General features: G+C 62.1%; 24 protein-coding genes. 10 read left to right on the top strand and 14 right to left on the bottom strand.

Annotated elements, in window-relative coordinates; genetic code table 11:
• Positions 1 to 202: 202 nt before the first annotated feature.
• The gene (locus tag ACVMIM_RS08910; protein ID WP_476111638.1) at positions 203 to 472 is read right to left on the bottom strand and encodes a hypothetical protein; all 270 of its coding nucleotides are present in this window, start codon (positions 470 to 472) and stop codon (positions 203 to 205) included.
• A gap of 377 nt (positions 473 to 849) precedes the next feature.
• Positions 850 to 2,364, bottom strand: a complete 1,515-nt coding sequence (locus ACVMIM_RS08915) for a sensor histidine kinase (protein ID WP_476111639.1) — start codon at positions 2,362 to 2,364, stop codon at positions 850 to 852.
• Between the two features lie 815 nt (positions 2,365 to 3,179).
• Between ACVMIM_RS08915 and ACVMIM_RS08920 the strand changes: the two genes are divergently transcribed.
• Complete coding sequence (locus ACVMIM_RS08920) at positions 3,180 to 3,725, top strand: hypothetical protein (RefSeq protein WP_476111640.1); 546 nt, start codon at positions 3,180 to 3,182, stop codon at positions 3,723 to 3,725.
• Positions 3,726 to 4,264: 539 nt separating this feature from the next.
• Positions 4,265 to 5,170, top strand: a complete 906-nt coding sequence (locus tag ACVMIM_RS08925) for a LysR family transcriptional regulator (protein ID WP_476111641.1) — start codon at positions 4,265 to 4,267, stop codon at positions 5,168 to 5,170.
• Here ACVMIM_RS08925 and ACVMIM_RS08930 read toward each other — a convergent pair.
• The 6 genes from ACVMIM_RS08930 to ACVMIM_RS08955 all read right to left on the bottom strand — a co-directional run bounded on the left by ACVMIM_RS08930 (position 5,154) and on the right by ACVMIM_RS08955 (position 10,738).
• Positions 5,154 to 5,858 carry a peroxiredoxin-like family protein gene (locus tag ACVMIM_RS08930; protein ID WP_476111642.1) on the bottom strand — a complete coding sequence of 235 codons (705 nt, stop codon included), beginning with the start codon at positions 5,856 to 5,858 and terminating at the stop codon, positions 5,154 to 5,156. The two genes, ACVMIM_RS08925 and ACVMIM_RS08930, sit on opposite strands and share 17 nt — an antisense overlap.
• Before the next feature lie 192 nt (positions 5,859 to 6,050).
• Positions 6,051 to 6,545, bottom strand: a complete 495-nt coding sequence (locus ACVMIM_RS08935; protein ID WP_476111643.1) for an FAD-dependent oxidoreductase — start codon at positions 6,543 to 6,545, stop codon at positions 6,051 to 6,053.
• A 34-nt stretch (positions 6,546 to 6,579) separates the two neighbouring features.
• On the bottom strand, positions 6,580 to 7,335 hold the full coding sequence (locus ACVMIM_RS08940) for an FAD-dependent oxidoreductase (protein ID WP_476111644.1): 756 nt from the start codon (positions 7,333 to 7,335) through the stop codon (positions 6,580 to 6,582).
• A gap of 19 nt (positions 7,336 to 7,354) precedes the next feature.
• On the bottom strand, positions 7,355 to 8,749 hold the full coding sequence (locus ACVMIM_RS08945) for an NAD(P)/FAD-dependent oxidoreductase (protein ID WP_476111645.1): 1,395 nt from the start codon (positions 8,747 to 8,749) through the stop codon (positions 7,355 to 7,357).
• Between the two features lie 32 nt (positions 8,750 to 8,781).
• Positions 8,782 to 9,933, bottom strand: a complete 1,152-nt coding sequence (locus tag ACVMIM_RS08950) for a patatin-like phospholipase family protein (protein WP_476111646.1) — start codon at positions 9,931 to 9,933, stop codon at positions 8,782 to 8,784.
• 22 nt (positions 9,934 to 9,955) lie between these two features.
• The gene (locus ACVMIM_RS08955; RefSeq protein ID WP_041002662.1) at positions 9,956 to 10,738 is read right to left on the bottom strand and encodes a 3-hydroxybutyrate dehydrogenase; all 783 of its coding nucleotides are present in this window, start codon (positions 10,736 to 10,738) and stop codon (positions 9,956 to 9,958) included.
• Positions 10,739 to 10,990: 252 nt separating this feature from the next.
• On the opposite strand from ACVMIM_RS08955, the gene ACVMIM_RS08960 reads away from it, so the two are divergent.
• The gene (locus ACVMIM_RS08960) at positions 10,991 to 11,902 is read left to right on the top strand and encodes a LysR family transcriptional regulator (protein WP_041002664.1); all 912 of its coding nucleotides are present in this window, start codon (positions 10,991 to 10,993) and stop codon (positions 11,900 to 11,902) included.
• A 56-nt stretch (positions 11,903 to 11,958) separates the two neighbouring features.
• On the opposite strand, the gene ACVMIM_RS08965 is transcribed toward ACVMIM_RS08960, so the two are convergent.
• The 6 genes from ACVMIM_RS08965 to ACVMIM_RS08990 all read right to left on the bottom strand — a co-directional run bounded on the left by ACVMIM_RS08965 (position 11,959) and on the right by ACVMIM_RS08990 (position 16,304).
• A complete protein-coding gene (locus ACVMIM_RS08965) occupies positions 11,959 to 12,423 on the bottom strand; it encodes a DUF302 domain-containing protein (RefSeq protein WP_041002666.1) in 465 nt (154 codons plus the stop codon).
• A 42-nt stretch (positions 12,424 to 12,465) separates the two neighbouring features.
• Positions 12,466 to 13,668 (bottom strand): MFS transporter, encoded by a 1,203-nt coding sequence (locus tag ACVMIM_RS08970; RefSeq protein WP_476111647.1) that lies wholly within the window; start codon positions 13,666 to 13,668, stop codon positions 12,466 to 12,468.
• 89 nt (positions 13,669 to 13,757) lie between these two features.
• Positions 13,758 to 14,240, bottom strand: coding sequence for a cupin domain-containing protein (locus tag ACVMIM_RS08975; RefSeq protein ID WP_476111648.1), 483 nt, complete (start codon positions 14,238 to 14,240; stop codon positions 13,758 to 13,760).
• 191 nt (positions 14,241 to 14,431) lie between these two features.
• On the bottom strand, positions 14,432 to 15,346 hold the full coding sequence (locus ACVMIM_RS08980) for a LysR family transcriptional regulator (RefSeq protein ID WP_476111649.1): 915 nt from the start codon (positions 15,344 to 15,346) through the stop codon (positions 14,432 to 14,434).
• A 216-nt stretch (positions 15,347 to 15,562) separates the two neighbouring features.
• Entirely contained in the window at positions 15,563 to 15,874 is a 312-nt protein-coding gene (locus ACVMIM_RS08985; RefSeq protein ID WP_476111650.1) for a hypothetical protein, read from the bottom strand.
• Between the two features lie 238 nt (positions 15,875 to 16,112).
• Positions 16,113 to 16,304 (bottom strand): hypothetical protein, encoded by a 192-nt coding sequence (locus ACVMIM_RS08990; protein ID WP_476111651.1) that lies wholly within the window; start codon positions 16,302 to 16,304, stop codon positions 16,113 to 16,115.
• Positions 16,305 to 16,334: 30 nt separating this feature from the next.
• Here ACVMIM_RS08990 and ACVMIM_RS08995 point away from each other — a divergent pair, with 30 nt between their 5' ends.
• From ACVMIM_RS08995 to ACVMIM_RS09025, 7 genes are all read left to right on the top strand, one after another.
• Entirely contained in the window at positions 16,335 to 17,363 is a 1,029-nt protein-coding gene (locus tag ACVMIM_RS08995; protein ID WP_476111652.1) for a patatin-like phospholipase family protein, read from the top strand.
• A 232-nt stretch (positions 17,364 to 17,595) separates the two neighbouring features.
• The gene (locus ACVMIM_RS09000) at positions 17,596 to 17,865 is read left to right on the top strand and encodes a BufA1 family periplasmic bufferin-type metallophore (protein WP_476111653.1); all 270 of its coding nucleotides are present in this window, start codon (positions 17,596 to 17,598) and stop codon (positions 17,863 to 17,865) included.
• A 45-nt stretch (positions 17,866 to 17,910) separates the two neighbouring features.
• Positions 17,911 to 18,945 (top strand): MNIO family bufferin maturase, encoded by a 1,035-nt coding sequence (gene bufB, locus ACVMIM_RS09005; protein WP_476111654.1) that lies wholly within the window; start codon positions 17,911 to 17,913, stop codon positions 18,943 to 18,945.
• Positions 18,932 to 19,729 carry an HvfC/BufC family peptide modification chaperone gene (locus tag ACVMIM_RS09010; protein ID WP_476111655.1) on the top strand — a complete coding sequence of 266 codons (798 nt, stop codon included), beginning with the start codon at positions 18,932 to 18,934 and terminating at the stop codon, positions 19,727 to 19,729. The genes bufB and ACVMIM_RS09010 overlap by 14 nt, the downstream gene beginning before the upstream one ends.
• A complete protein-coding gene (locus tag ACVMIM_RS09015) occupies positions 19,726 to 20,202 on the top strand; it encodes a DoxX family protein (RefSeq protein ID WP_476111656.1) in 477 nt (158 codons plus the stop codon). The genes ACVMIM_RS09010 and ACVMIM_RS09015 overlap by 4 nt, the downstream gene beginning before the upstream one ends.
• Before the next feature lie 26 nt (positions 20,203 to 20,228).
• Positions 20,229 to 21,104, top strand: a complete 876-nt coding sequence (locus ACVMIM_RS09020; RefSeq protein ID WP_476111657.1) for an NAD(P)H-dependent oxidoreductase — start codon at positions 20,229 to 20,231, stop codon at positions 21,102 to 21,104.
• Positions 21,105 to 21,138: 34 nt separating this feature from the next.
• Positions 21,139 to 22,161 carry a LacI family DNA-binding transcriptional regulator gene (locus tag ACVMIM_RS09025; protein ID WP_476117152.1) on the top strand — a complete coding sequence of 341 codons (1,023 nt, stop codon included), beginning with the start codon at positions 21,139 to 21,141 and terminating at the stop codon, positions 22,159 to 22,161.
• Positions 22,162 to 22,190: the final 29 nt, after the last annotated feature.

Here is a 22,190-nt window from a genome sequence, read left to right on the forward strand (position 1 = left end):
TGAGCTTGTCGCGATCATCGCCACCCGCTTGATCAGGCCTCGGCCTGCTCTCGTATCTTTCACTGCCGACGACCTACCGACGGTCGGTGGCGCCTCGCTTGGATTCCTGTCTGCCACCGTCGTCTCGCTAGTATCGATCGCCCGCGTCGTTTCGTCCTGTAACGCTCTGGTGCCACTTGCGATCCTGAGCCGGGCAAGAAATTCAATTCACCGAAATCCGGGTCTTCACTTTGATGTTGCCGATGTGGAGATCCGGAATGAAGAGGTCGGCGGCTGCGCAGCCCCTTGGGCGGCAGCTCGCGCGGATCGGGTCCTCAGCCGCCATTGCGAAGGACGGGCTTACGAGCAGATAATCTATGCGCAGCCCGGAGCTTCGATCGTAGCCGCCGCGGTAGGAGAAGTTCCAGTAGGTGTTGATGCCTTTGCCCGGGTGAATCCTTCGGTTCGCATCCACCCAGCCAAGGCTCAGCATGCGAGCGTAGGCGTTCCTGCTTTCCGGGAGGAAGACGGCATCGCCCAACCAACGCCGGGGGACCACAGCATCTATATGGCAGGTGCCCTTGGCGTGATTGGCGACGGAACATCAGGTCTTCGGCGGCCCGCAGCGCCCTTTCAGCACGGCGATCTCGCTCTCGTGGTCACCGCCGGACATCGATGCGACCGGCACGCCGATGAGGAAGACGCCTAGCGCGTCTCCGCTCGCTGCCTTGTTCTGCTGGTTTGTCAGAGTGGCAGGCGCTCTTTGTCGGCTTGCCTGCAGCGTCCACCAGGCGGGACCGACGAAGAGTATTTCGTTCGGCGCCTGATGCGGGACACAAGCGTTAGCCAGGGGCTATAAGCCGGTGCCGCTCAACCCGACTCCCTTTCCCGGGCGCGATCGTGCGGTCCTGCCGGCACAACTACGTGTTCCAGCGGCGCCGAGAGCGTCCACCGAAGGAAGCCGGGCTGTCGTTCCAGCGAAGCGCTGCCGGAGAGGCTGGTGGGCACCACCCGCTGGAGCACGATGCTGCCGAAGCCCAGATGCGGTTCGTCCTCGGGCGGCTCCGCGGCCCGCGCCGTGCGTTCTTCCCAGACCAGCTCGAAATCGCTGCGTTCCTCGGCCTGCGTGGGCACCCGCCAGCTCACCCGGATCGTCCCCATATCAGCCGAAAGCGCGCCGTATTTCGTGGCGTTGGTACCGAGCTCATGCAGCGCCATGCCGATATTCTGGACGGCGTTGAGGCGCAGCGTCAGCTCCGGTCCCGATAGCTCCACGCGCTCCTCATGTGCGAAGGGCTTCAGGTGCTCGCGCACCAAGTCGAACATGCCGGCGCCGCGCCAGTCGTTCACCACCAGCAGGTCGTGCGAGCGCGACAGCGCCATGATGCGCTCGCGGAACTGGTGCTCGAACAGGCGCGTGTCGTTCGCCCGCTTAGCCGTCTCACGAAGCATCGACAGGATCACCGCATACTGGTTCTTCACGCGGTGGTTCACCTCGCGCATCAGCAGCTGGATGTGCTGGTCGCTGGCGCGCCTTGCCGTGACGTCCGCGGCCATGCCGAACCATTCGAGGATCGTCCCGTCTTCGTCGAGGATCGGGATCGCCCGCGAAAGCGTCCAGCCGGCGCTGCCGTCGGCGCGCCGCACCCGGTGCTCCAGCTCGAACACCGAGCGCTGCGCGATGGCCCTGTCGATCGCCGCCTGGACGCTGGGTATATCCTCAGGAAAGAGATAGGCCTCGCGCCAGCGGACCGCCGGGCCTTCGGTCGTCGACAGGAACCCGCGGCCGTCCAGCTCACGCATCTCCTGCCAGTCCGCGCTCATGCGGTAGATCACATCGGAGCTCGCATTGACCAGCGCGCGGAACCGCTGCTCGCTCTCGCGTAGCCGAGCCGTCGCCAGCACCCGCGCCGTGGTCTCCGAGACGATGCACAGCACGGCCTCGACCGAGCCATCCTGTGCCCGCACCGCCGAATAGGAGACGTCGAAATACACCGTCTCGCCCACCCTACCCGAGCGTTCGATATAAAAAGGCCGGTCCTTGGCCGAGAACGTCTGACCGGTGGTGAGCACACCTCTGAGCAGCGGCTCGAGGTCGTCCCACAGCTCCGCCCAGTTCTCCCGCGCTGGTCGGCCGAGCGCGCGCGGATGCTTGTCGCCGATGGTCGGCGCATAGGCGTCGTTGTAAAGCGCGACGAAGTCCGGCCCGCAGAACATCACGATCTGTGCTTCGGCCGCGAGCATAAGGTCGACCGTCGTGCGAAGGCTAGGCGTCCACGCCCCCGGCGGCCCGAGCGGGCTGGAATCCCAGCCATAATTGCGGATCAATCCGGCGACCTCGCCATTGCCCAAAGGCCAGGATGCTGTGCTGGAACCCGTCCCCATGGGCCCATCAACGCGCGAAGTTGCTAAAATATCCCCGCTCTTGGACAAAATTTCCTGAGGGCTGGCAACAGGGTAGCCGCCGTGGCTCCTATCGCCGCCATTCGGTCGCAAGCTACTGGCTTTTGCCGGAATGCGCATCCGACAGAACCGCAATTGCCGGGGACGAATGGAAATCGCTTGTCCAGGAGGCGCGCGTTCTTGCTGTCTGCCCATAGCCGATTACAGGGACGGACGTGTTGCGAATTCCTCGGCGCCAGCAGATAGTGCGGCTCCCGACGCGAGCAGCTGAAGGTCGCCGAAGCGGGTGTGAAGGCAATCGCGCGTATGTTTAGGCTCCCTCCGTATCTCCTTTCTTACGCGTTTGTTGTCACCCTGATCGTCAATTTGGCTCGCGCCAACAGTCGCGTCGGCCATGACATACAGGTCAAGGCGGCGCAAGTATCTGGCCCACGCACTCGCGTTCTTGATCATCTTGCTTTCGGTTTCTTCGCTCGTATCCATTTGGGTGCACACGCACCCGATTGAGGATTTTGAGGAGCCGGGGCCTCTGGGAGATCGCCTCATACTGCTCCCGTCTTCTTTGAAGTCGCGCTAATCATGGCTGTGTACGCCATGGTCGTTTCGGTGCGGATGGCATCGCGAGCAAGAACCCGGCTAGTAAGCGGGCAGGCAGAGTTGCCATTCGGGAGGCGGGTGATAGGCCCGCATCCGACACAGCCCCGACCGTCACCGCTTGATCACGCTCAACCTCTGGGAACCCCTCAAAGCACAGACGCCCGACGATCGCGAGATCGCCGAGACGCTTAGGGATCGTGATGTCCAGCCTGCAAAGTCGTCGGACGGCCAAGCGCAACGAAAAGGTGCTTCGCCCGGTCCGACCCAACGCCGGGATTGAGAAGGCCTATAGGCGCCGCCTGACGCGCTTGATCGACGCTATGAGCGACAGCGTGATCTACGAGCTGAAAGCTTCCTACCGGGCCAATACGCCCCGCTTGGCGCAGGGCGAGACGCCGGCGGATGCGCCGCGCCGAGCGATCCGAAAGCTTGCCGCGCAGTGGACAAAGCGCTTTAACGTCGCCGCGGTGAAGCTCGGCGAGTATTTCGCGCTCTCGGTCGCGAAACGGTCGAGCGCGGCGCTGCGCAAGGTCCTGCGCGATGACCATCTCGTCTTCGGCGCCCTTCGCCATCGTAGCGGCCGTCCGCAGGCCTTGCCGTGCTGCGCAAGAATTATGCGGCCGGGCTCCCCAGAGAAGCCGCATCGATGGAAACCGCGGCTGCGCAGCGGAACGACGCAGCCAGCCAGCTCAGGAGCGAATAGCGTCGGTCGACGCAACGAAATTGATTTCAAGCATGCTCGATGAGAACATAAAGATGACCGTTCTGTCCGCCCAATGGTTCATCGCGCGGAGAGCCGTGGATAGGAGCGACGACAGTCCCGGCCGATTGAGAGCGGTGTAGGGAGCGCCGCGCCGAGCCTACAGCAGCTTGTTCTCGTTCGATGACGAATGGTAGCGGGGGCAAGACGATTCTTAAATCGCGTGGCGTCTTTCGAATTGATGCTTAACGTTGGTTTGTTGCACGGGCACGGATGACCGCTTCGCGCCTCAAGCCGGATTTAGACAAAGTTCCCCGCAGCCTGAAACGGACGTGAGCCACAGGGCTCGCAGACTTGCCCAATCCCGACTACGTGGGACTTCCTACCTCTGGTATTGAGGGTGCCTCAATGGGTGGATGATCGCCTCGGGCGGCTTCGGGCACCAACCGCATACGCCGTATCTCAAGCTTAACCCGTCGTTCCTGCGGCGTCGCTGCAGGCGACTTTGCTCAACGCGATCAGTTGAGTTAGTCTCGCAATGTGCGCCGTCGCTGATAAACCATTTCGCTCAGGGGGCGAAATTTCATGGAGATGCAGCAGGTCCGCTATTTTTTGGCCCTGTCGAACACCTTGAATTTCACAAGAGCGGCTGAGGAGTGCAACGTCACTCAGCCGGCTCTGACGCGCGCCATTAAGACGCTCGAAGAGGAATTAGGCGGCGAACTGCTGCGACGCGAGCGCCAGCACTCGCACCTCACGGAACTTGGACGGCGGATGCTGCCGTTGCTGCAACAGTGCTACGACGCGGCCACCTCCGCAAAGTCATTGGCCAAAGCTGTGCAAAGCAGTGACGTAGCGCCGCTCAATGTCACCATTTCGAACAGCATCAACATTGCGCTGCTGGTTTCGCCGTTCACCGAGCTATTTCGAGCCTATCCCGGTGTGCACCTCAAAATCCACCGGGGCTCGCCAGCAGCTGTGATAGAGGCGCTGAAGGGCGGTGAAGTGGAGCTTGCGATTGCCGGTCCGCTCGGACAGGCTTGGGATCGCCTGGACACATGGCCGCTGTTCCAGGAAGGAATCGAGCTCGCCGTCAATTCGGATCATCCGCTCGCCCGTCGAAACGAGGCCGATGTCGCGCTGGCGCAGCTTGCCGCCGAACCTGTGCTCAGCCGGATCGATTGGGAGACGAGCGAGGAACTGGCGAGATCTCTTTCCGCCAAGGGGTATACGCCTAGGACCGCGCATGAGGTCGAGACGGACCAGGATCTGCTCGCGCTGCTCGAGGCCAATGCCGGAGTGGGCTTTGTCACGCTTACGGCACCGCGATCCCCTTCCACCCGCCGGCTGAAACTTCGCGATCTGGACGTCTCGCGGATCGTTTCGGTTTATGCGGTAGCCGGCAGGCATCGCTCGCCGGTCGCGACAACCCTGCTCAACCTTTTGAGGGCCGCCGACTGGTCGTCCTTCGGCGTCAGCGAGCCCGCTTGAGCGTCGCGATCAGGTCGTCAATGTCCATGCGACGGCGGTAGTCCGGATCGACAAAGCGATCCCTGATGATCCCGTCCGTTCCGACGATGAAGGTGGCTGGAATGGGCATAAACCAGCTGCTGTTGCCCTGATAGTTGGGGATGTCGAGCCCCAGGCCCATGAGCCTTTCCATTTCGGCGCCAACCCAGATCGCGAGGTTGAGCGACAATGCATATCCATTGTCCATGTCGATCAGGAATGGGAACTGTGCGCCGACCAGTGCCTTCATGGCCTTCGCGAATTTGCGACGCTCCGGCATGATCGCAACCACCTGTCCCCCCAATTCCGCGATCTCGCGGTGCACCTCGACAATCCCGATGGCGTTCAAGCGGCAATAAGGACACCAGTGACCGCGCTGAAAGGTGATGACGGCTGGCCCCTTGGCCAAAATTTCGGCGAGGCTGACGAGCCTGCCCTGATCGTCAGGCAACAGGAAACCAGGCATGGCTTCGCCGGGAGCCGGCGCCATTGTGCCGGCGCCCTGCTTTTCAAGACGGTCCACCAGTCGCTCGACGGCGTCAGCGAATTCCGAGTTCAGGCGGCGAACCGCCGCCGCAACTACTGCCAGCCGTTCATTGAGGGGCGCATCAAGTTCGATGGCTGCCTGGACGGACTGCTCGAATGTCATTGCCTGGTCGTGGGCGGCCATGTCTGCACTTTCACACGTCCCGCGTAGCCTACCACCGTAACCCCTCGGCAATTGCCATGTTTTTTCTGCATGTTTTTGATGCCCTGCGTGCATCGACACATGCCAGGCTCCGCTCTACTTCGCTGGCCCGGGCCGAAGCGTTACACCATGTTCCTGATATCCGCTGCAAAAGTCGGGAAAGCGCAGACCATCTCAGGACAGGTCTCGCGTCGTGATGCCGTGCTTCATTGCGAGCGCAAAAATGTGGATCAGGTCTTCGCCGGTATGCCCGACCAGGTGAGCTCCGAGGATCCTGCCTGTCGTTTCCTCGACGATGATCTTCGACCATGCGACCGGCTCCGCGTAAGTCCTGGCGGAGAGCCAGCCCTGCATGTCGTTCAGGTGGACGTTGACCATGAGGCCGCGCTCCCTCGCCTGGGCCTCGGTCAAGCCGACGGCCACGGCCGGGATGCTGTGGAGCGACGCGGGTATGTGACTGTAGTCCGGCCGATGCTTCGGTCCGTCGACTATGTTGCGGCCGACGATCGCGCCTTCATACGTCGCTACCGGCGAAAGCTGCGGAGAGTTCTGTACGGCATCGCCGCAGACGTAGATGTCTGGGTTGGAACGCGAGCGCAGATGCTCGTCGATCTCGATCCGGCCTTCGCGATGCACGATGACACCCGCCCCAAGGTCCAGGCCCCCCACGTTGGCCAGGCGTCCCGCGCAATTGACGGCCCGATCAGCGTCGACGCCACGCCATCCTTCGCGAAGCGCACCCGAAGTCGCCCGTCGGCCGATTCGATCTGCTTGATCCGGGCCTTGGTGTGGATGGCGATCCCAGTCGCTCGCTCTCGCTGCGAAGTTGAGCAACGGCATCCGCATCGAAGCCTCCCAGAAGTTGCGGCAGTGCCTCGAGGATAGTCACCTCGACGCCGGCGCGCGCATAGACGTGGCCGAGTTCGAAGGCGATAACGCCGCCGCCAATGAACACCACGGCGCGAGGCAACACAGGATCGCTCAAAACATCGTCGGATGTGGTCAGAAATTCGGATCCCGGGATTGACAGCGGGCGCCGCTTGGAGCCGGTGGCGATGACGATGTTTCTGGCCTCAAGCTGCCGGGTGCCGACGCGGATTGCATTGCTGGCGATGAATACGGCCTCGCCGTGGATGACATCGACGCCTCGCTTTGCCATTAATCCGGACAGCCGGGATGGGAGACTCGCGATGATGTCCTTTTCCCGCTCGATCAAGGCCCGCCAATCGAGCCTCGGCGGATCGACCTTGATTGCATGACTACCGGCTCTTGCGATCTCGTCGAGCGCGTGGGCCGCCGCAACCAGGACCTTCTTCGGCGTGCAGCCGCGATTGGGGCATGTGCCGCCAAGATCACGAGCCTCGATCATGGCGACGGAAAGTCCGGCGGCACGCGTCGCGACCGTGGCACCCATGCCGGCATTGCCACCGCCCAGGATGACGACGTCATACTTTTCCATCGCAGCGCCTCCGCCGACCTCAGTGAAGCTTGATTCGCGGTCTGGCGCGCCTGACGATCATCTCGCCGATCGAAGCAAGCGTTGTCTTGGCGAGCCCGTGCACCGCCTTGAGATGCATCTTGTGCAGCGAGCGATAGACGAACCTCGCAACAAGACCTTCGATCTTCAGTCCGCCGATCAGGCTGCCGAACGCACCGTAGTCGGCGAGTGAAACGAGCGAGCCGTAGTCACGGTAGCGATACACTGGCGTGGCACGCCCTGCGAGACGTGCTGCAATCACCTTGGCCATGTGATCTGCCTGCTGATGAGCCGTTTGGGCACGCGGCGGCAAGGCGCTTTCCTCGCCCGGAATCACGCAGTTCGCGCAGTCACCGATCGCGAACACATTCTCGTCGCCCACCGCGCGCAACGTTTCATCGACAATCAGGCGATTGATGCGATCGGTTTCGAGCCCATCGAGGCCTTTCAGGAATTCCGGCGCCTTGATTCCGGCCGCCCAGACGACCAGTTCGGCAGGCACAAAGAGCTTGTCGCCAAGCCGAATACCGTCTTCGGTCGCTTCGGTGACCTTGATCCCGCATCGTATCTGGACGCCCAGCTTGATCAGCAAGCGTGCCGTTGCGCTCGCCATTTGCTCAGGCAGCGCGGGCAGGATCCGCGGCCCTGCTTCGACGATGGTGATGCGGATCAGCCTTTCAAAATCGATATTGTCGAGATTGTGCGACGCAATTTCGCGCATCGACTTGTGCAGTTCCGCCGCCAGTTCCACGCCGGTTGCGCCGGCGCCGACGATGACGCAATGGAGTTGGCCCGGCGACAGCTGCTCATATTGCGCGTTGGCGCGCAGGCATGCGTCGATCATGCGCTTGTTGAACCGGACGGCCTGCTCGGCGGTGTCAAGCGAGATGGCGTGGCGCGCGGCACCCGGTGTGCCGAAATCGTTGCTGACGCTGCCCACGGCCATGACCAGCGTGTCGTAACCCAGAACACGTGGCGGTATGACTTGGCGGCCGTCATCGTCGAAACTGGGCGCGACGAAAACCTGGCGCTTGGCACGATCGATGCCGACGATCTCGCCAATGCGGTATCGATACCCATGGCGGCTGGCATGGGCGATGTATTCAACCGCGTCGTGCGACGCGCTCAAGGCACCGGATGCCACCTCATGCAGAAGCGGTTTCCAGATATGAGTGCGGTTACGGTCGACAAGCGTGACGGAAAGCCGCCGGTTGCCGAACTTGCGGCCAAGGCGTGTCGCCAGCTCCAGGCCGCCGGCGCCGCCGCCCACAATGACGACGCGGTGCAGTGACTTGTCCGCGTGCGAAGGGGTCTCCGGGATCGTGCGGAAGAGCGCCGCGTCGTTGGCGAGCACGGCTTCCGGAATCAACCGCATGCCGGGGGTGATGATCTGCATCGGTATCTCCGTATCTTCCTCGGCGTGGCGCATCACTCTTGGGATTCGTGGATCACGATGCCCTGAAGCATGTCGACCTCGCATTCCCAAGGCTTGTCGGTGAGGACGCGCTGCCCGTGCTCGTATCCTGCTTGCCAGCGCGTGCGGATTCCCGAGCGGGTGAAATCGATGTCCTTGGTGTGGTCCTCGCCGTCCAGTCGCGGGGAAAGCAGGCGGACGAGGTGCATGACCGACGGACAACCATAGGAGGCGAGTTCCTTGAACATCGGATCCTCGCGACGCTCCTCGGGCACGAGCCTGCCCATTTCCCGCACGACATGCCGCAACCGATGCAACTGCTCCTGCCGCGCAACGTGGCTCCGGCCGCGGCTGGCGTATTGGAGATCCTTCTGCCGCCCCATGACCTGCCAGATCGATTTCGGCTCGGTGGCACGGGGCTGCCACATGTTGACGGCAAAGATCAGCGCGTCTCGCCTGGGTCGCGCATCGAGCACCACCTCGATCGGCGTGTTTGAATAGATGCCGCCGTCCCAATAGGGCTCGCCGTTGATGCAGACCGCCGGAAACGCCGGCGGCAAGGCGCCTGACGCCATGATATGCGCCGCCGACAGGATCATCTCGCGCGTATCGAAGTATTTGAGCTCGCTGGTATTGACGTTGACCGCCCCGACCGTCAGCCGCGTGTGGCGACCGTTGAGGTAGTCGAAGTCGACCAGGGTGTTCAGGGTCCTTTTGAGCGGATCCGTCGTGTAATAGGAGGCATTCTCGACACCGACCTCGCGGTTCACTCCGAACATGGCGCTCGGGTTCGGTTCGAAGAATCCCGGAATGCCGCGCATGACCGTGCCCATATTGGCAAAGATGTTGCTCGGCACCATCATCCGGAAAAACTGGTCGAATGGACTACTGCGGCTGACGCTGTCCCAGAATTCCTGAAGCCTGGGCAGGCGATCGCCGGGCTTGTTCCCGGCAATCAGCGCAGCGTTAATGGCGCCGATGGACGTGCCTATGACCCAGTCCGGTTCGATGCCGCCCTCGACCAGCGCCTGATAGACTCCGGCCTGATAAGCGCCGAGCGCGCCGCCGCCTTGAAGGACAAGGACGGTCTGACGTTTGACGTCGCCCTGGTGCCCAGTCGCCGGTTCTGGTAGCGGGGCGGATAGGTTTTGCGTGATCTTGTTCATGGCCTTCGCTCCTCGTGCAGGTCTAGTGAGCGGTCCAACCGCCTTCGATCGGCATCACGGCGCCGGTGATCGAGGCCGCCTCGTCCGACGCCAGGAACAGACACAGCGCGGCAACCTGCTCGACAGTGACGAATTGCTTGGTGGGCTGCGCGGCCAACAGGACATCCTTGATCACCTGCTGCTCGGTGATCCCACGGGCCTTCGCCGTGTCGGGTATCTGCTTCTCGACAAGCGGGGTGAGCACGTAGCCTGGGCAAACGGCGTTGACCGTGATGCCTTGTTCGGCGACCTCCAGCGCGACGGTTTTGGTCAGGCCGGCGACGCCATGCTTGGCCGCGACATAGGCAGACTTGTAGGGAGAGGCGACGAGCGCGTGCGCCGAGGCCACGTTGATGATGCGACCCCATTTGCGCGCCTTCATCGCCTGCAACGCACGCCGGATCGTGTAGAACGAAGACATGAGATCGATCGCCACGACCGCTTCCCATTTCTCGACCGGGAAGTCATCGATCGGAGCGACATGCTGAATGCCGGCATTGTTGACCAGTATGTCAATGGCGCCGAACTCGGCGATGGCCTTGTCCATCATCGAGGTGATCGCGTCGCCCTTGCTCATGTCGGCATTGTCGTATCGAACGGCGACCCGATGATCGGCGGCGAGCTTTGCCCGAAGCCGTTCGATCTCGGCGGCGTCGCCAAAGCCGTTCAGAACGATGTTGCAGCCCTTGGCCGCGAAGGCTTCGGCGATACCTTGCCCGATGCCGCTGGTCGAACCGGTGATGAGCGCTGTCTTGCCTTTGAACATCGTCTTTTCCTTCTGGTTGCGCGGCCACGAGCCACGGCGCGGGCTCGCTCTGGATCTGAGGATTAGTATGGTGAACCGCCGCAAGCTGCGGAAATGCCGTTGAGACATGGATTCGATAGGTGACGGTCAGATCGTTGGCTCCGAGCCCGGACGCCGATCGACCGGTCGGGTTGTTTGACGTAAGGGCAGCTAGTAAGATTGCGCCGCAATGCGGGCGGTGCCGTATGCGCGTCCAGTGAGGGGGAGCGTGCAGTGGAGATCAGCCAGGTCCGATACTTCTTGGCCGTCGCCAAGGAGCTCAATTTCACCAGGGCAGCCGAGCAGTGCAATGTCACGCAGCCCGCGCTGTCGCGCGCGATCAAGCTCTTGGAAGATGAATTCGGCGGGCCGCTTTTCCACCGTGAGCGCCGCTTCACACATCTTACCGAGCTCGGCCGCATGGTCGAGAGCTATCTCGAAGGCGTCTTCGAGAACTCACGCCAGGCAAAGCAGATTGCCGAGCAATATGTGACGCTGAAGAAGATGCCGCTCAAGGTCGGCATCATGAGCACGATCGCTCCGGACGAGATCGTCGAGCTCATCGCAGCCGTGCGCGAGCACCATCCCGGCGTCGAGTTGCATCTTTGCGATGCGGACGCGGTGAGCCTCAGGAAAAGGTTGATCGAGGGTGAGCTCGAGGCTGCCATATACGCGTTGCCCTCAGACGTTCCCGATGAAGAAGTGCACTCCCTGCCGCTGTTCCAGGAGCAGATGGTGATGGCTGTGCACCTGGCCCATCGTCTAGCCAACCAGCGCGTTGTGCGGGTGAAGGATATGAGCAACGAAAGCTATATCCACCGCAACAACTGCGAGTTCGCGGGCTACGCCGATGCCATCCTTGCCGAGCAGGGCGTTACGGTCAGCCCGGTCTATTGGAGCGATCGCGACGACTGGACATTGGCGATGATCGCTGCGGGGCTGGGGTTCGGGTTCATGCCCGAACATACCGCCAAGCATCCCGGCGTGGTGCCTCTGCCGATCACCGAGCCGGAGTTCTGGCGCGAGGTCAATCTCGTCACGGTGCGCGGCCGCAGGCATTCGCCCGCGGTCGGCGCATTGGTGCGCGAGGCCACGCAGAAGAAATGGTTCGGTGAGCGGGTGAAGGCGCTGTCCGCCGCCGAGTAGGTTTGTCGGGCAGCATCGTCGCATGCCTACGCGATACCCGGCTACGTGCCCGTCCGTCAGTTCTTCTTGACCGTTGAGGTGACCGACTGAATGACCTCGGTCGCCATCTTGAACTGTGCGGGACGATCCGTGATGCCATGCCGCTTGGCGATCCAGTCGAAATCGCTGTAGGCGGCGTAAACCGAACCGTCGGCAGTCTGGTAGACCAGCACGCGCACGGGCCAGTCGAGCCCGGCCTCGGGGTTGGATGTGATGAAGGTCGTGCCGAGCGCCGGATTGCCGAACATGACGAGCCGTGACGGCCTGACGTCGTTGCCCGCATTCTTGCCAAGCTGTGCCTGGTCGATGACGCCGAAGAACTTGATGCCTTTCTTGAGCACATCCTTCTTAATCCGGGCGACGGTTTCAGCGACGGAATAGTCGCTCTTCACCGTGACGACGCCGTCCGAAGCGGCAGCCGGCAGGGCAACAGCCATCAGCATGGCGGCGCCTGCAAGCAGAGTTTTGAGATGGTTGCTCATGTCGGTCTCCTTGGTTGAATAACTGAGTTGCGGTTTTTGGTTTCAGGGCTTGGGCGTTCGCAGCACGCGCGCGATCGCGATCGCACCGGCGAGAACCGCGGCAAGGACGGCCACGCATGCAGTCCAGCCGACACGGTCGTAGATCTGTCCGATGAGGAAGCTGCCAGCGAGCCCGCCCCCATAGTAGGAAGCCAGATAGATGCCGCTGGCAGCGGCGCGATCGCGCGATGCGGTCCGGCTGACATGTCCCGTGGCTATCGCCTGAGCCAGGAAGGTGCCGACGGCAACGAGCGCCATCCCGACGAGAACGATCGGAAGATTTGGCACAAGCAGTAGAAGCAAACCGATGATCGCCACCGCAAGCGTCGCTCCGATCCCTCCCCTGGGGCCAAGGCTCGCTGCGACTCGGCCGGCAAGCGGAGTGGTCAGCATCGATGGCAGGAAAACGAAATAGACTGCGCCCAGGGCCATCGGCGTGAGCGAAAGCGGGACCGCGACGAGCTGGAAATTCACGTAAGTGAACGTGCCGATAAAGACGAACAGGATCAGAAAGCCGATCGCGAAACAGGCGCGCAGCTCCACATTCCGCAACGGGGCTTTCCAGGCCGTGCGGGCAGGCTGGCCGTCCAGGTCGGCGCGCATCATTGCCGAGGTCTTTTGCAACGTGAACCAGACAAGAGCGGCGCCGAGCAGATTCAGTGCGGCGAAGGTCAGGAAGTTGGTGGAGATGCCGAACGTGTCGGCGACCGCCGCCGACATCAACCGGCCGAAAAAGTTGCTGGCCACGTTGCCGGTCACGTAGGCCGCAAGCGCGCTCGTGGTCTGCCGCGCTGAAAAATGCTCGGCCAGATAGGCCATCGTCAGCGTGAAGGCTGTCGACATGCAAAGGCCCTGCGCCACGCGCAGCAAGGCGAAAACAACGATATTGTCTGTCTGCGACAGCAGTGTCGTCGGGATCGCCAGGACGGCTAGGCTGATCCAGATGCCGTTGCGGCGATCAATGCCGCGCCCAAAGAGCGCGACGGCGATACCAGCCACCGCCATGCCGAACGTGCTGGCGTTTACGGCGAAGCCCATAGTGGCGCGGCTGACGCCGAATTTCACCACCAGCGACGGCAGGATGGCCTGGGTGGCAAACAGGTCAACGAGCGTCAGGAACGCAATCAGCGCGATCAGGCCGAAGCGCCAGCTGTCTGCCGCAACAATGCGAACCTTTGTCGGTTCTGTCCGTTCACTCGTCGTCATGACAGGCTCCGTAGCCACGTCCTCGAGCAACCGCCCGAGGACGGGCCTTTGGCTTCCGATGTCGGGATCACTTCAGCGCTGCGGGCGGCTCACATCATGTGGTCTTCGTGCATCGCGGGCGGCAGCACGTCGGCCGAATAGAGCACGGCCGGAACCTTGCCGTTGTTCTTCCACCAATGGGCGAGCTGGCCGAACTCGGCGGTCACGTCGCCGGCCGGATGTTCGATGCCGACCTTGCAGGTGCTACGGTATTCGGTGATCGAGCCCTCGACGACCAGAATGTTGGCCGGGCGGACATTGTGCTCATGCCACGGCACGACGCCGCCGGGCTGAACGACGAGCTTGCGAAGGCGCAACATGTTGCCTTTCCAGGCCTCACCCTTGCTGCTCAAGTCGATTGCGGAAAGCACCGTGTCGGTGACGCCGACCGGCGTGCTGGGATGTTGCTGGATGTCGGTGGTGGCGGCCTGACCGGCCGGGCAGTCGCCTGCGAAGGCAGGGGCCGCGGAAAACGCTGCGGTCGCGGACAGCATGCCCAGGGCGAATGCGAGGTTGAGTTTCTTGGTAGCCATCTCGTATTTCTCCTTTGTCGGTGCCCAATCGCGGGAGGCGGGGCATGACGAGAAGAGTGACCGGAGCCTCGTCGAAAGAGAAATGCTGACTGGCTCTTAAATCGATACCCGAAAACTATCGTGGATCATCTATCGGCGCGAGATTCCGAGCCACGACATAAGGCGTGGCCGCGGTTCTTTTCTTCCATTTGCTATGCAGCCGTTTTCCTTACCGACAGATCGATGCCGCTTTCGGGCCAGCTGTGTGCCTTGACGCTGTTGACGAAGGTTGATGTAGCTGGCGAAAACCGGCGCCCGGCAACAACGACAAGCGATACCTCTCGCCAAACCTCCGGATCGATAACGGGCCTGATCTGCAAGCCCGGGATGACGGCGCTGAATTCCGGGATGAAGCAGATACCCAGCCCGCCCGAAACCATGTTTTGAATCCAGTCTTCGCGCTCGCTGGCGTAAGAGATCCTGAGCTTCACACCGCGTTCATTGCAAAGGCCCGCGAGGTAGTCGCGATATTCGCAGTTCAGGCGCCTGAGATAGTTTTCGCCGTCGAGCTCCGAAATGGCGACATTGTCGTTGCGGGCCAGCCGATGCCCGCTGGGAAACGCAAGCACGAACCGCTCGCGATAGAGAGGCGTGACATCGAACCGCTCCGGGAAACTATCGCTCGAGGCCATGATGGCGACATCGATCTCACCCGCTTCCAGCAGCTGCGACAGGGATGCCGGCACGCCCTCGACAAGCTGCAGCTGGATGCCTTGCTGGCGCCGGTTGAAATCCGCCAACAGACCGGTAAATCGTCGCGGACCGATTGTGCACATCACCCCAACCTTGAGATTTGCATTCTCCAGGCAGAGGAATCTCGACGCCTCCTGGCGCACGCCGGTCACCTCGTCCAGGATTTGCTGAAATCGGGGGCGGAGCAAAGCGCCCAGATCGGTGAGGTGCGTCAGGTTCCGCTCGCGGCGAAACAACAGGCCGCCGACCTCGTCCTCGAGCTGCTGGATCGCGCGCGACAGCGCCGGCTGCGTGACGTTGCATCTTTCCCCAGCGCGCGTGAAATTCCGGGTCTCGCAAACGGCCAGGAAGTAGCGGATGTGATGGATGTCCATGTCGGTTTGTCCCAATGTCCGGGGCTCTTGCAGGTTGGAGCCTGCCGTACCGCTTGTCTCGGCGCCAATGCACTGCGGCTATAAAGTCAATAGCGGTCCGTCATGGTACGTAGATCCCGAATTGCGGACATCGTGCGCAGCGTGGCACGGCGACGCCCAAAGCATGATGGCGGGCACCAAGACCCGCCATCCGTTGGCTTTGGGTAGGGCAGCGTGCTACTTGTTCGCGCCGCCGAGCGTATTCAAATTGCCGCAGAATTCGGCGTGAGCCTTGCTCATCGCGGCATCCTGGCATTCCTTCATCATCGCGTCCTGCTTGTCCTTCGACATAGCGTTCCAGGCGGCCTTGAACTCGGCCGCGGGCTTCATCGTCTTCATGCTGGCGTCAGTGAAGAAGGGCCGCATGCTGTCCGGCTCGTCGAGGATGCCGGCGATGGAAACGCCACTCACAACGGAAAGTGCAAAAGCGCCAAGGCAGATAGCTTTGATATTCATTTTAAAGTCCTTCTCTGGTTGGTAGTCGTCCAATCGACAACTGTTTGGTTGATTGACAGCAATTCAGAATTAACTGGCTTCCTCCTTGCTGGCTCGAACCTTGCCGCAATTACCTACCTACTCGCCAATGCCATCTACGTATGAAGACTATGCCGGTTCTGCATCCACAGGTTTTTCCCGGCACACTCAATGTTTGGTGCCGCCAAAGCGAGGACATTGGCACAGAATTGGGCATGCGGCTCGCGCATCGCCGGGTCTTCGCATGCCTTCGTCATCTTTGCCCAGTCATGCTTCGACCGGGTGAACCAGGCTTTCTTGAATCCAGCCATCGTTTCATCGTCTTAATCGTGGGGCCCGTGTAGAACGTCGGCAGTGCAGCGAGGTCGGTGAACGGGTTGGCGGACGCCGGGTTCCCGCCAAAGGCGACGGCAAACACAGCCACGCAGGCAAGTTTTTTTCTCATCGTTGATCTCCTGTGCACTTCAGACGCGGCTTGGGTGAACGGCGCCAGCCTGATCGGGAACAGAGTGCGGCGCGTGAGGACGGGCAGCCAATGCAATCTGCCTATGGACTTCATGCCACCTTGGCATTTCGGCTGAACAAGGAGATGCGGCAGTCTCTCTCCAGTAGCCCTTTCGGCGACCTTGGGGGTGGAGACCAAATCATGCTTGCCCAGTCCGCAGTGAGAACAGTCGCAACCGCCACGCCGACAGCGCATCTTGTTGTCGAAGACCGGACGATCGACATCGTGCTGGCAAACGACGCGCATGCTGCTTTCGTTTGGGGTGTGCTCGATCGGCTGCTGGACGAGCCGAACTGCAACGTGAGCGGAGTTACCGCGTCGGGCTTCGCGGCGATGCAAGCGGCGGTTTTTGCCTATGGGCTGAGCGTCGGCGGCAGGCGCGGCGCGCGGACGGCGCTCGCCAATTTCTGGCGGCGCGTCAGCCACGCCTCGATGTTCGCCATCGACAGAACGAGCCTGCTGCGCTCGATGCTGGAACAATCGATCGACCTCAAGCGGATCCGCGACGAAGACTGCCCGGTGAAACTGGACGTCGTAGCCGTCAACGCCCGCAGCGACGCTTTGAAGACATTCTCGGGCAGGCAGTTGTCGATCGACGCGATCGTGGCGGCAGCCACTGTTCCGTTCCTCTCCGCAGCCGTTGAAATCGACGGCGCCTTCTATTGGGGCGATGGCGGCATCTCGCAATTGCCGACCGCGTTATCGACCGGCGCTCCCCATGGCCTGATAGTCACCGGCAAGCCGTCGATATCCATGGCGCGGTGTCCAGATCGCAGCCTCGCCTCTACCCATTGCGCAACCGGATGCGCTGCGGTTCACACAATCTTCGACAGCCAATGTCGAGCTTCATCTCCACTGCTTCTGAGACCCTGGATCGACTGGGGCGAGCTGACCGACATTCGCGACAGGGGACGGCAATCTGCCGAAAACTGGCTTGCGGCCGATCTTTCACGCGCCGACGAGCGCCCCGCTGTCGACTGCAGAACCCAATACATCTAGGCGCTTCCCTCCCGCCTAGCCGCGCCTGCTTCGCATACTCCCGAATGCAGGCGCTAGGCCCTCCGGTTCCCCGGCCGGAGGGCCTTTCGCGCCGCTCTCCAGAACATAGTGGCCGGCTATCAATTCCATGCCGAGACAGCATTTCAGCTCGGCACAACGATCGGAGAGACTGATCTGCAGACGGGCCTTGAGGCCGGTCTTTCTTTCGAAACGCCAACCAGGAGACAAGCCTGTGATCAACACCAAGACCCTCATCGGATCGGCCCTCGCGGCTGCCAACACGCTCGCCGCGACAGCGGCATACAGCGGCCCGGCCGCCAAGCCCGGCTTCGCCTTCGAGAAATGCTACGGCGTCGTCAAGGCCGGCCAGAACGACTGCCAGACCGCGACACATTCCTGCGCCGGCACCGCGACCGCCGACAACCAGCCGGATTCCTGGCTCTACGTGCCGGCAGGCAGCTGCGCCAAGATCACTGGCGGCAGCGACAAGCCGAAGGCCTGACCGACCTTCCACCTCGAGTCAACCAGATCAGAATGGAGGAGACCGATGTCCGGCATGTTTTCACCTCTCGCAATCCCCGCATCGGCGGGCATCGGTCTTCGCTCGCCTCACATCGCGGAGATGCTCACGCGGCGCCCTTCGGCTGGCTGGCTCGAGGTCCACGCCGAGAACTACATGGGTGACGGCGCTGGCGTCGAGGCGCTGGAAAGGCTGCGCCAGATCTACCCGCTGTCCGTGCACGGCGTCGGCCTGTCGCTCGGCAGCGCGCAAGGCCTGGATCGCGATCATCTGGAGCGACTGCGCAAGGTCTGCGAGCGCTTCGAGCCCGATCTGGTCTCCGAGCATCTCGCCTGGAGCGTCGCGGACGGGGCCTATCTCAATGACCTCTTACCGCTGCGCTATGACGATGAGGCGCTTGCGATCGTTGCCCGCAATGTCGGGACGCTGCAGGACACGCTGAAGCGGCGCGTGCTGATCGAGAACCTATCGGCATACCTGGCATTCGCGGACTCCTCGATGAGCGAGGCGGAGTTCCTGGCAGCGCTCGTGGCACGGACCGGCTGTGGCCTGCTGCTCGACGTCAACAACGTCCATGTTTCCGCGCACAACTTGCAATATGACGCCGAGGCTTTCATCGACGCGTTGCCTGCGGACGCTATTGGCGAAATCCACCTCGCCGGTCATGCGACCAACCAGGTCGGGACCGACACCGTGCTGATCGACGATCACGGCTCGCGCGTGCCGCCAGTGGTCTGGGCCCTCTACCGGCATGCCATAGACCGGCTCGGGCCGCGCCCGACTTTGATCGAGTGGGACACCGACGTTCCCGTTCTCGATGTGCTGCTCGGCGAGGCGATGTGGGCCGACATGCTGACCGCCTCGATCATGTTCAACCGCAAGCAAGCCGCGCGACGTGACCAATTAACCGAAGCGCGCGCTAGCCCGATCTCAGTTTCTTTCGAACGCGAAACGACGACCAGCATGCCCGTCCTTGCGGCGTTTGCCGCCGCCAGGGCCGCGAAGCCATCCGTCTCCTTGGCGCCGCCCCCGCTTGAGGAGGTATACCATGCTGCCGCTTGAGCACCTGCAGACCACCATGGCGCGCGCCGTGCTGGCCATGGAACCCTCAATTGGCGCGAAAGCGCTTACCGCCGGCAAGGCCGATCCGCTGGCACGCCTGCGCATCTACCAGAACAACACCCGCAGCTCGCTGACCGCCGTGCTGATGGCGGTCTTTCCGGTTACGGTTCACCTGGTCGACGAGCGTTTCTTCCGCTACGTAGCAAGTGAGTTCATTCGACGCCATCCACCCGCGGAATCGCGACTGGCGCGCTATAGCGCCGGCTTCCCGCGCTTCCTCAAGTCGATCGACACGCTATCCGACATGCCGATTGTCGCTGAAACGGCGCGGCTCGAATGGGCCATCGCCGAAGCACTCGATGCGGCTTCCTTGCCACCCCGTAGTCTCGCAGACTTCGAGAATACGGACCTGGGCACTTCTCCCGACATCCTGGTGCAGCCATCGCTCAGGCTTATCGTTTCGCATTGGTCGATCCTGTCCGTATGGAGGGCGCACCAGCAGGACGCCGCCGACCGGCATGGCGGCTGGACAAGACACGCCGAACGCGTGGCGCTGTGGCGAGCGGGAGACAGCATCCGGCTCGTTCAGCTCGATCGCGCAAACTTCGCTTTCCTGCACTCCTTGAAGCATGGCCTCGGCCTTGAACATGCCGCCGACCGCGCTCTCGCGCTCGATCCGGGCTTCGATCTCGTATCCGCGCTCGTTCGCCTTTTCGGCAACGGGCTCGTCACCGCTGTGCGGGCCGCCGCGACCTCCCACTCAAACTCATGGAGCCAGTCATGACCGCAGTATCAGATCATCCTTCATCCAGCCCGGCCGGCCTTGCCGGCCTCTACAGGCGCATCATCAAGCTGCCCGAACATATACCGTTTTCGCTCGTCCAACTCGCCGCTCGCGTGGCAGTGGCGCATGTCTTCTGGCAGTCGGCCCAGAGCAAGCTTGCGTCCTGGCCAGTGACGCTGCAGCTCTTCGTCAACGAATACAATTTGCCGTTCATCGACCCGTCGACTGCGGCGCCTCTGGCGACGGCGGCGGAAATCACAGGTTCGGTGTTGATCTTCTTTGGACTGTTCTCGCGCATTGCGGCCCTGATGCTACTCGGCGTCCTCTCCGTCATCCAGATCTTCGTCTATCCGGAGAACTGGGCCGAGCATCTGCTCTGGGCTTCGTTGCTGCTTCTGGTGCTGACACGCGGCGCCGGCGTCATTTCGCTCGACCAGGCCGCCGAGCGAATCCTCTCGGCACCCAGAAAATAGATATTCCCGCCAGGTGGAACCGCACGGTGCGCATCTTCATCGTTCACGCTCACCCTGAGCCCAACAGCTTCAACGGCGCCCTGACCCGCGCGGCCGAGCAAGCGCTGGCTGCGGCTGGGCACGAGGTCGTTATCTCCGACCTTTATGCAATGGGCTTCAATCCGGTGTCGGATCGCCGCAACTTCACGACCGTGCTCGATGCGCACTACTGTCGCCAGCAGGCTGAGGAGGCGAATGCCGCCGTCCACGGCGGATTTGCTCCCGACATCCAGGCGGAGATGGACAAGCTCTTCTGGTGCGATGCCCTGATCCTTCAATTCCCGCTCTGGTGGTTCGGGCTGCCGGCGATCCTCAAGGGCTCTGATCGGGTATTCACATCAGGCGGCCGCATCTATGGCGGCGGCAAATGGTATGATCGAGGCGTCTTCTCCGGAAAGCGGGCGATGTGTTCCGTCACGATCGGCGGGCCGCCGCCGATCTATTCCGACCGAGGGCTGAACGGCCCGATCGATTCGATACTTTTTTCCGATCAACCACGGTATGCTCTACTTTGTCGGCTTCACTGTCATCGAGCCTTTCTTGTGCACGCGCCGGCGCGCATCGGCGACGGTGAACGTAAGCTTTTCCTCAGTCGTTACCGTGAACAGGTTCTTAGCATCGCGCGTGCTCGAACCGTCGATTATCCAAAGCTCGCGGACTTCGACGCCACACGTGTTCTGAAATACAGATTCCGGTTCAGCAAGACAGAACGCCCGTTGATCTCGGTTCTAAATTGGCGCGTTAGCTCTCCTACGCCAGTGGGCCGTAACGGTGGGCGAGGCGGCCGAGCGTGCCGTGCTCATCCTGCCATCGCGAGGCTTGACACCACTCCTCTTTCGATTGATTGTAAAGCGCTTTACTAAAGCGCTTTACAAGACGCGGCCGACCAGGGAACGGATGAGCGACAAAACCGCCAGCTTGAAGGACGTCGCCGGGGCGGCCGGCGTCTCCGTTGCGACTGTCTCGCGCCTGCTCAACGGCTCGCTCTCTCTTCCTGCAGAGACCCGCAAGCGCATCGAGGACGCAATCCGCGACCTCAATTACAGGCCAAACCCGCATGCGCGTCGCCTCAGCCGCGGCCGCTCGGACACGATCGGTCTGGTGGTGCCCGACATCGCCAATCCATTCTTCGCCACCTTCGTGGCCGCGGTCGAGGCGGAAGCCGACAGCCGCAACCTTGCAGTCTCGCTCTTTGCTACGCTCAACCGAACCGGCCGCGAGGTAGCTTATCTGGAGCTGATCGAGCGCAAGCATGTGGACGGGCTTATCTTCGTCACCAACCATGCCGACGACGGCCAACTTGCAACGCACATCAACCAGGTTGGCAAGGTGGTCATCGCCGACGAGGATGTGCCTGGTGCGGATGTGCCAAAACTGTTCTGCGACAACGAGCAGGGCGGTTACCTCGCTGGTCGCCACCTCGCCGCGCACGGCCATCGCGAAGTGCTGTTCGTCGGCAGCGAGCAGGAGATGATCAGCGGTCGCCGACGCTTCGACGGCTTGCGCCGCGCGCTGCGCGAGCATTGGGGCGAAGATATCGTGCCGGCGAACTATCGCGGAAACTACACGGTCGAGTTCGGCCGTGAGGCCGCGCACCGCTTCATCGCCAACGGCATGCCTGGCACCGCGATCTTTGCCACCTCGGACGAGATCACCATCGGCATCATCGAGGTTTTCCGAGCGCAAGGCATCTCGGTTCCAGGCGACGTGTCCATTGTTGGGTTCGACGACGTCGCGCCCTTTCATCTCTTCGCGCCGTCAGTGACAGCCATACGCCAGCCCGTGCGGGAAATCGGCAGACGGTCGCTGGCGCTGCTTCTCGAAACGAATTGGCAAGATCTCGCGTCGCCGGCGCCGCAGGAACTGATGCCAGTCGAGCTCGTGGTGCGGGAATCCGTTGCCCCGCCCGCGAAACGTTAAGCCGGCAATGGAAGAAAACTTCACAGAGG

The organism is Mesorhizobium sp. USDA 4413, assembly GCF_056280365.1.

Excerpts from the sequence above, each read along its gene's own strand:
- ACVMIM_RS08940 (WP_476111644.1), bottom strand. The coding sequence starts at position 7,335 with ATGGAAAAGTATGACGTCGTCATCCTGGGCGGTGGCAATGCCGGCATG.
- ACVMIM_RS08930 (WP_476111642.1), bottom strand. The coding sequence starts at position 5,858 with ATGGCCGCCCACGACCAGGCAATGACATTCGAGCAGTCCGTCCAGGCA.
- bufB (WP_476111654.1), top strand. The coding sequence starts at position 17,911 with ATGTCCGGCATGTTTTCACCTCTCGCAATCCCCGCATCGGCGGGCATC.
- ACVMIM_RS08955 (WP_041002662.1), bottom strand. The coding sequence starts at position 10,738 with ATGTTCAAAGGCAAGACAGCGCTCATCACCGGTTCGACCAGCGGCATC.
- ACVMIM_RS08925 (WP_476111641.1), top strand. The coding sequence starts at position 4,265 with ATGGAGATGCAGCAGGTCCGCTATTTTTTGGCCCTGTCGAACACCTTG.
- ACVMIM_RS09015 (WP_476111656.1), top strand. The coding sequence starts at position 19,726 with ATGACCGCAGTATCAGATCATCCTTCATCCAGCCCGGCCGGCCTTGCC.
- ACVMIM_RS08920 (WP_476111640.1), top strand. The coding sequence starts at position 3,180 with ATGTCCAGCCTGCAAAGTCGTCGGACGGCCAAGCGCAACGAAAAGGTG.
- ACVMIM_RS08910 (WP_476111638.1), bottom strand. The coding sequence starts at position 472 with ATGCTGAGCCTTGGCTGGGTGGATGCGAACCGAAGGATTCACCCGGGC.
- ACVMIM_RS08945 (WP_476111645.1), bottom strand. The coding sequence starts at position 8,749 with ATGCAGATCATCACCCCCGGCATGCGGTTGATTCCGGAAGCCGTGCTC.
- ACVMIM_RS09010 (WP_476111655.1), top strand. The coding sequence starts at position 18,932 with ATGCTGCCGCTTGAGCACCTGCAGACCACCATGGCGCGCGCCGTGCTG.
- ACVMIM_RS08970 (WP_476111647.1), bottom strand. The coding sequence starts at position 13,668 with ATGACGACGAGTGAACGGACAGAACCGACAAAGGTTCGCATTGTTGCG.
- ACVMIM_RS08990 (WP_476111651.1), bottom strand. The coding sequence starts at position 16,304 with ATGAGAAAAAAACTTGCCTGCGTGGCTGTGTTTGCCGTCGCCTTTGGC.
- ACVMIM_RS08980 (WP_476111649.1), bottom strand. The coding sequence starts at position 15,346 with ATGGACATCCATCACATCCGCTACTTCCTGGCCGTTTGCGAGACCCGG.
- ACVMIM_RS08975 (WP_476111648.1), bottom strand. The coding sequence starts at position 14,240 with ATGGCTACCAAGAAACTCAACCTCGCATTCGCCCTGGGCATGCTGTCC.
- ACVMIM_RS08950 (WP_476111646.1), bottom strand. The coding sequence starts at position 9,933 with ATGAACAAGATCACGCAAAACCTATCCGCCCCGCTACCAGAACCGGCG.
- ACVMIM_RS09025 (WP_476117152.1), top strand. The coding sequence starts at position 21,139 with ATGAGCGACAAAACCGCCAGCTTGAAGGACGTCGCCGGGGCGGCCGGC.
- ACVMIM_RS08915 (WP_476111639.1), bottom strand. The coding sequence starts at position 2,364 with ATGGGGACGGGTTCCAGCACAGCATCCTGGCCTTTGGGCAATGGCGAG.
- ACVMIM_RS08965 (WP_041002666.1), bottom strand. The coding sequence starts at position 12,423 with ATGAGCAACCATCTCAAAACTCTGCTTGCAGGCGCCGCCATGCTGATG.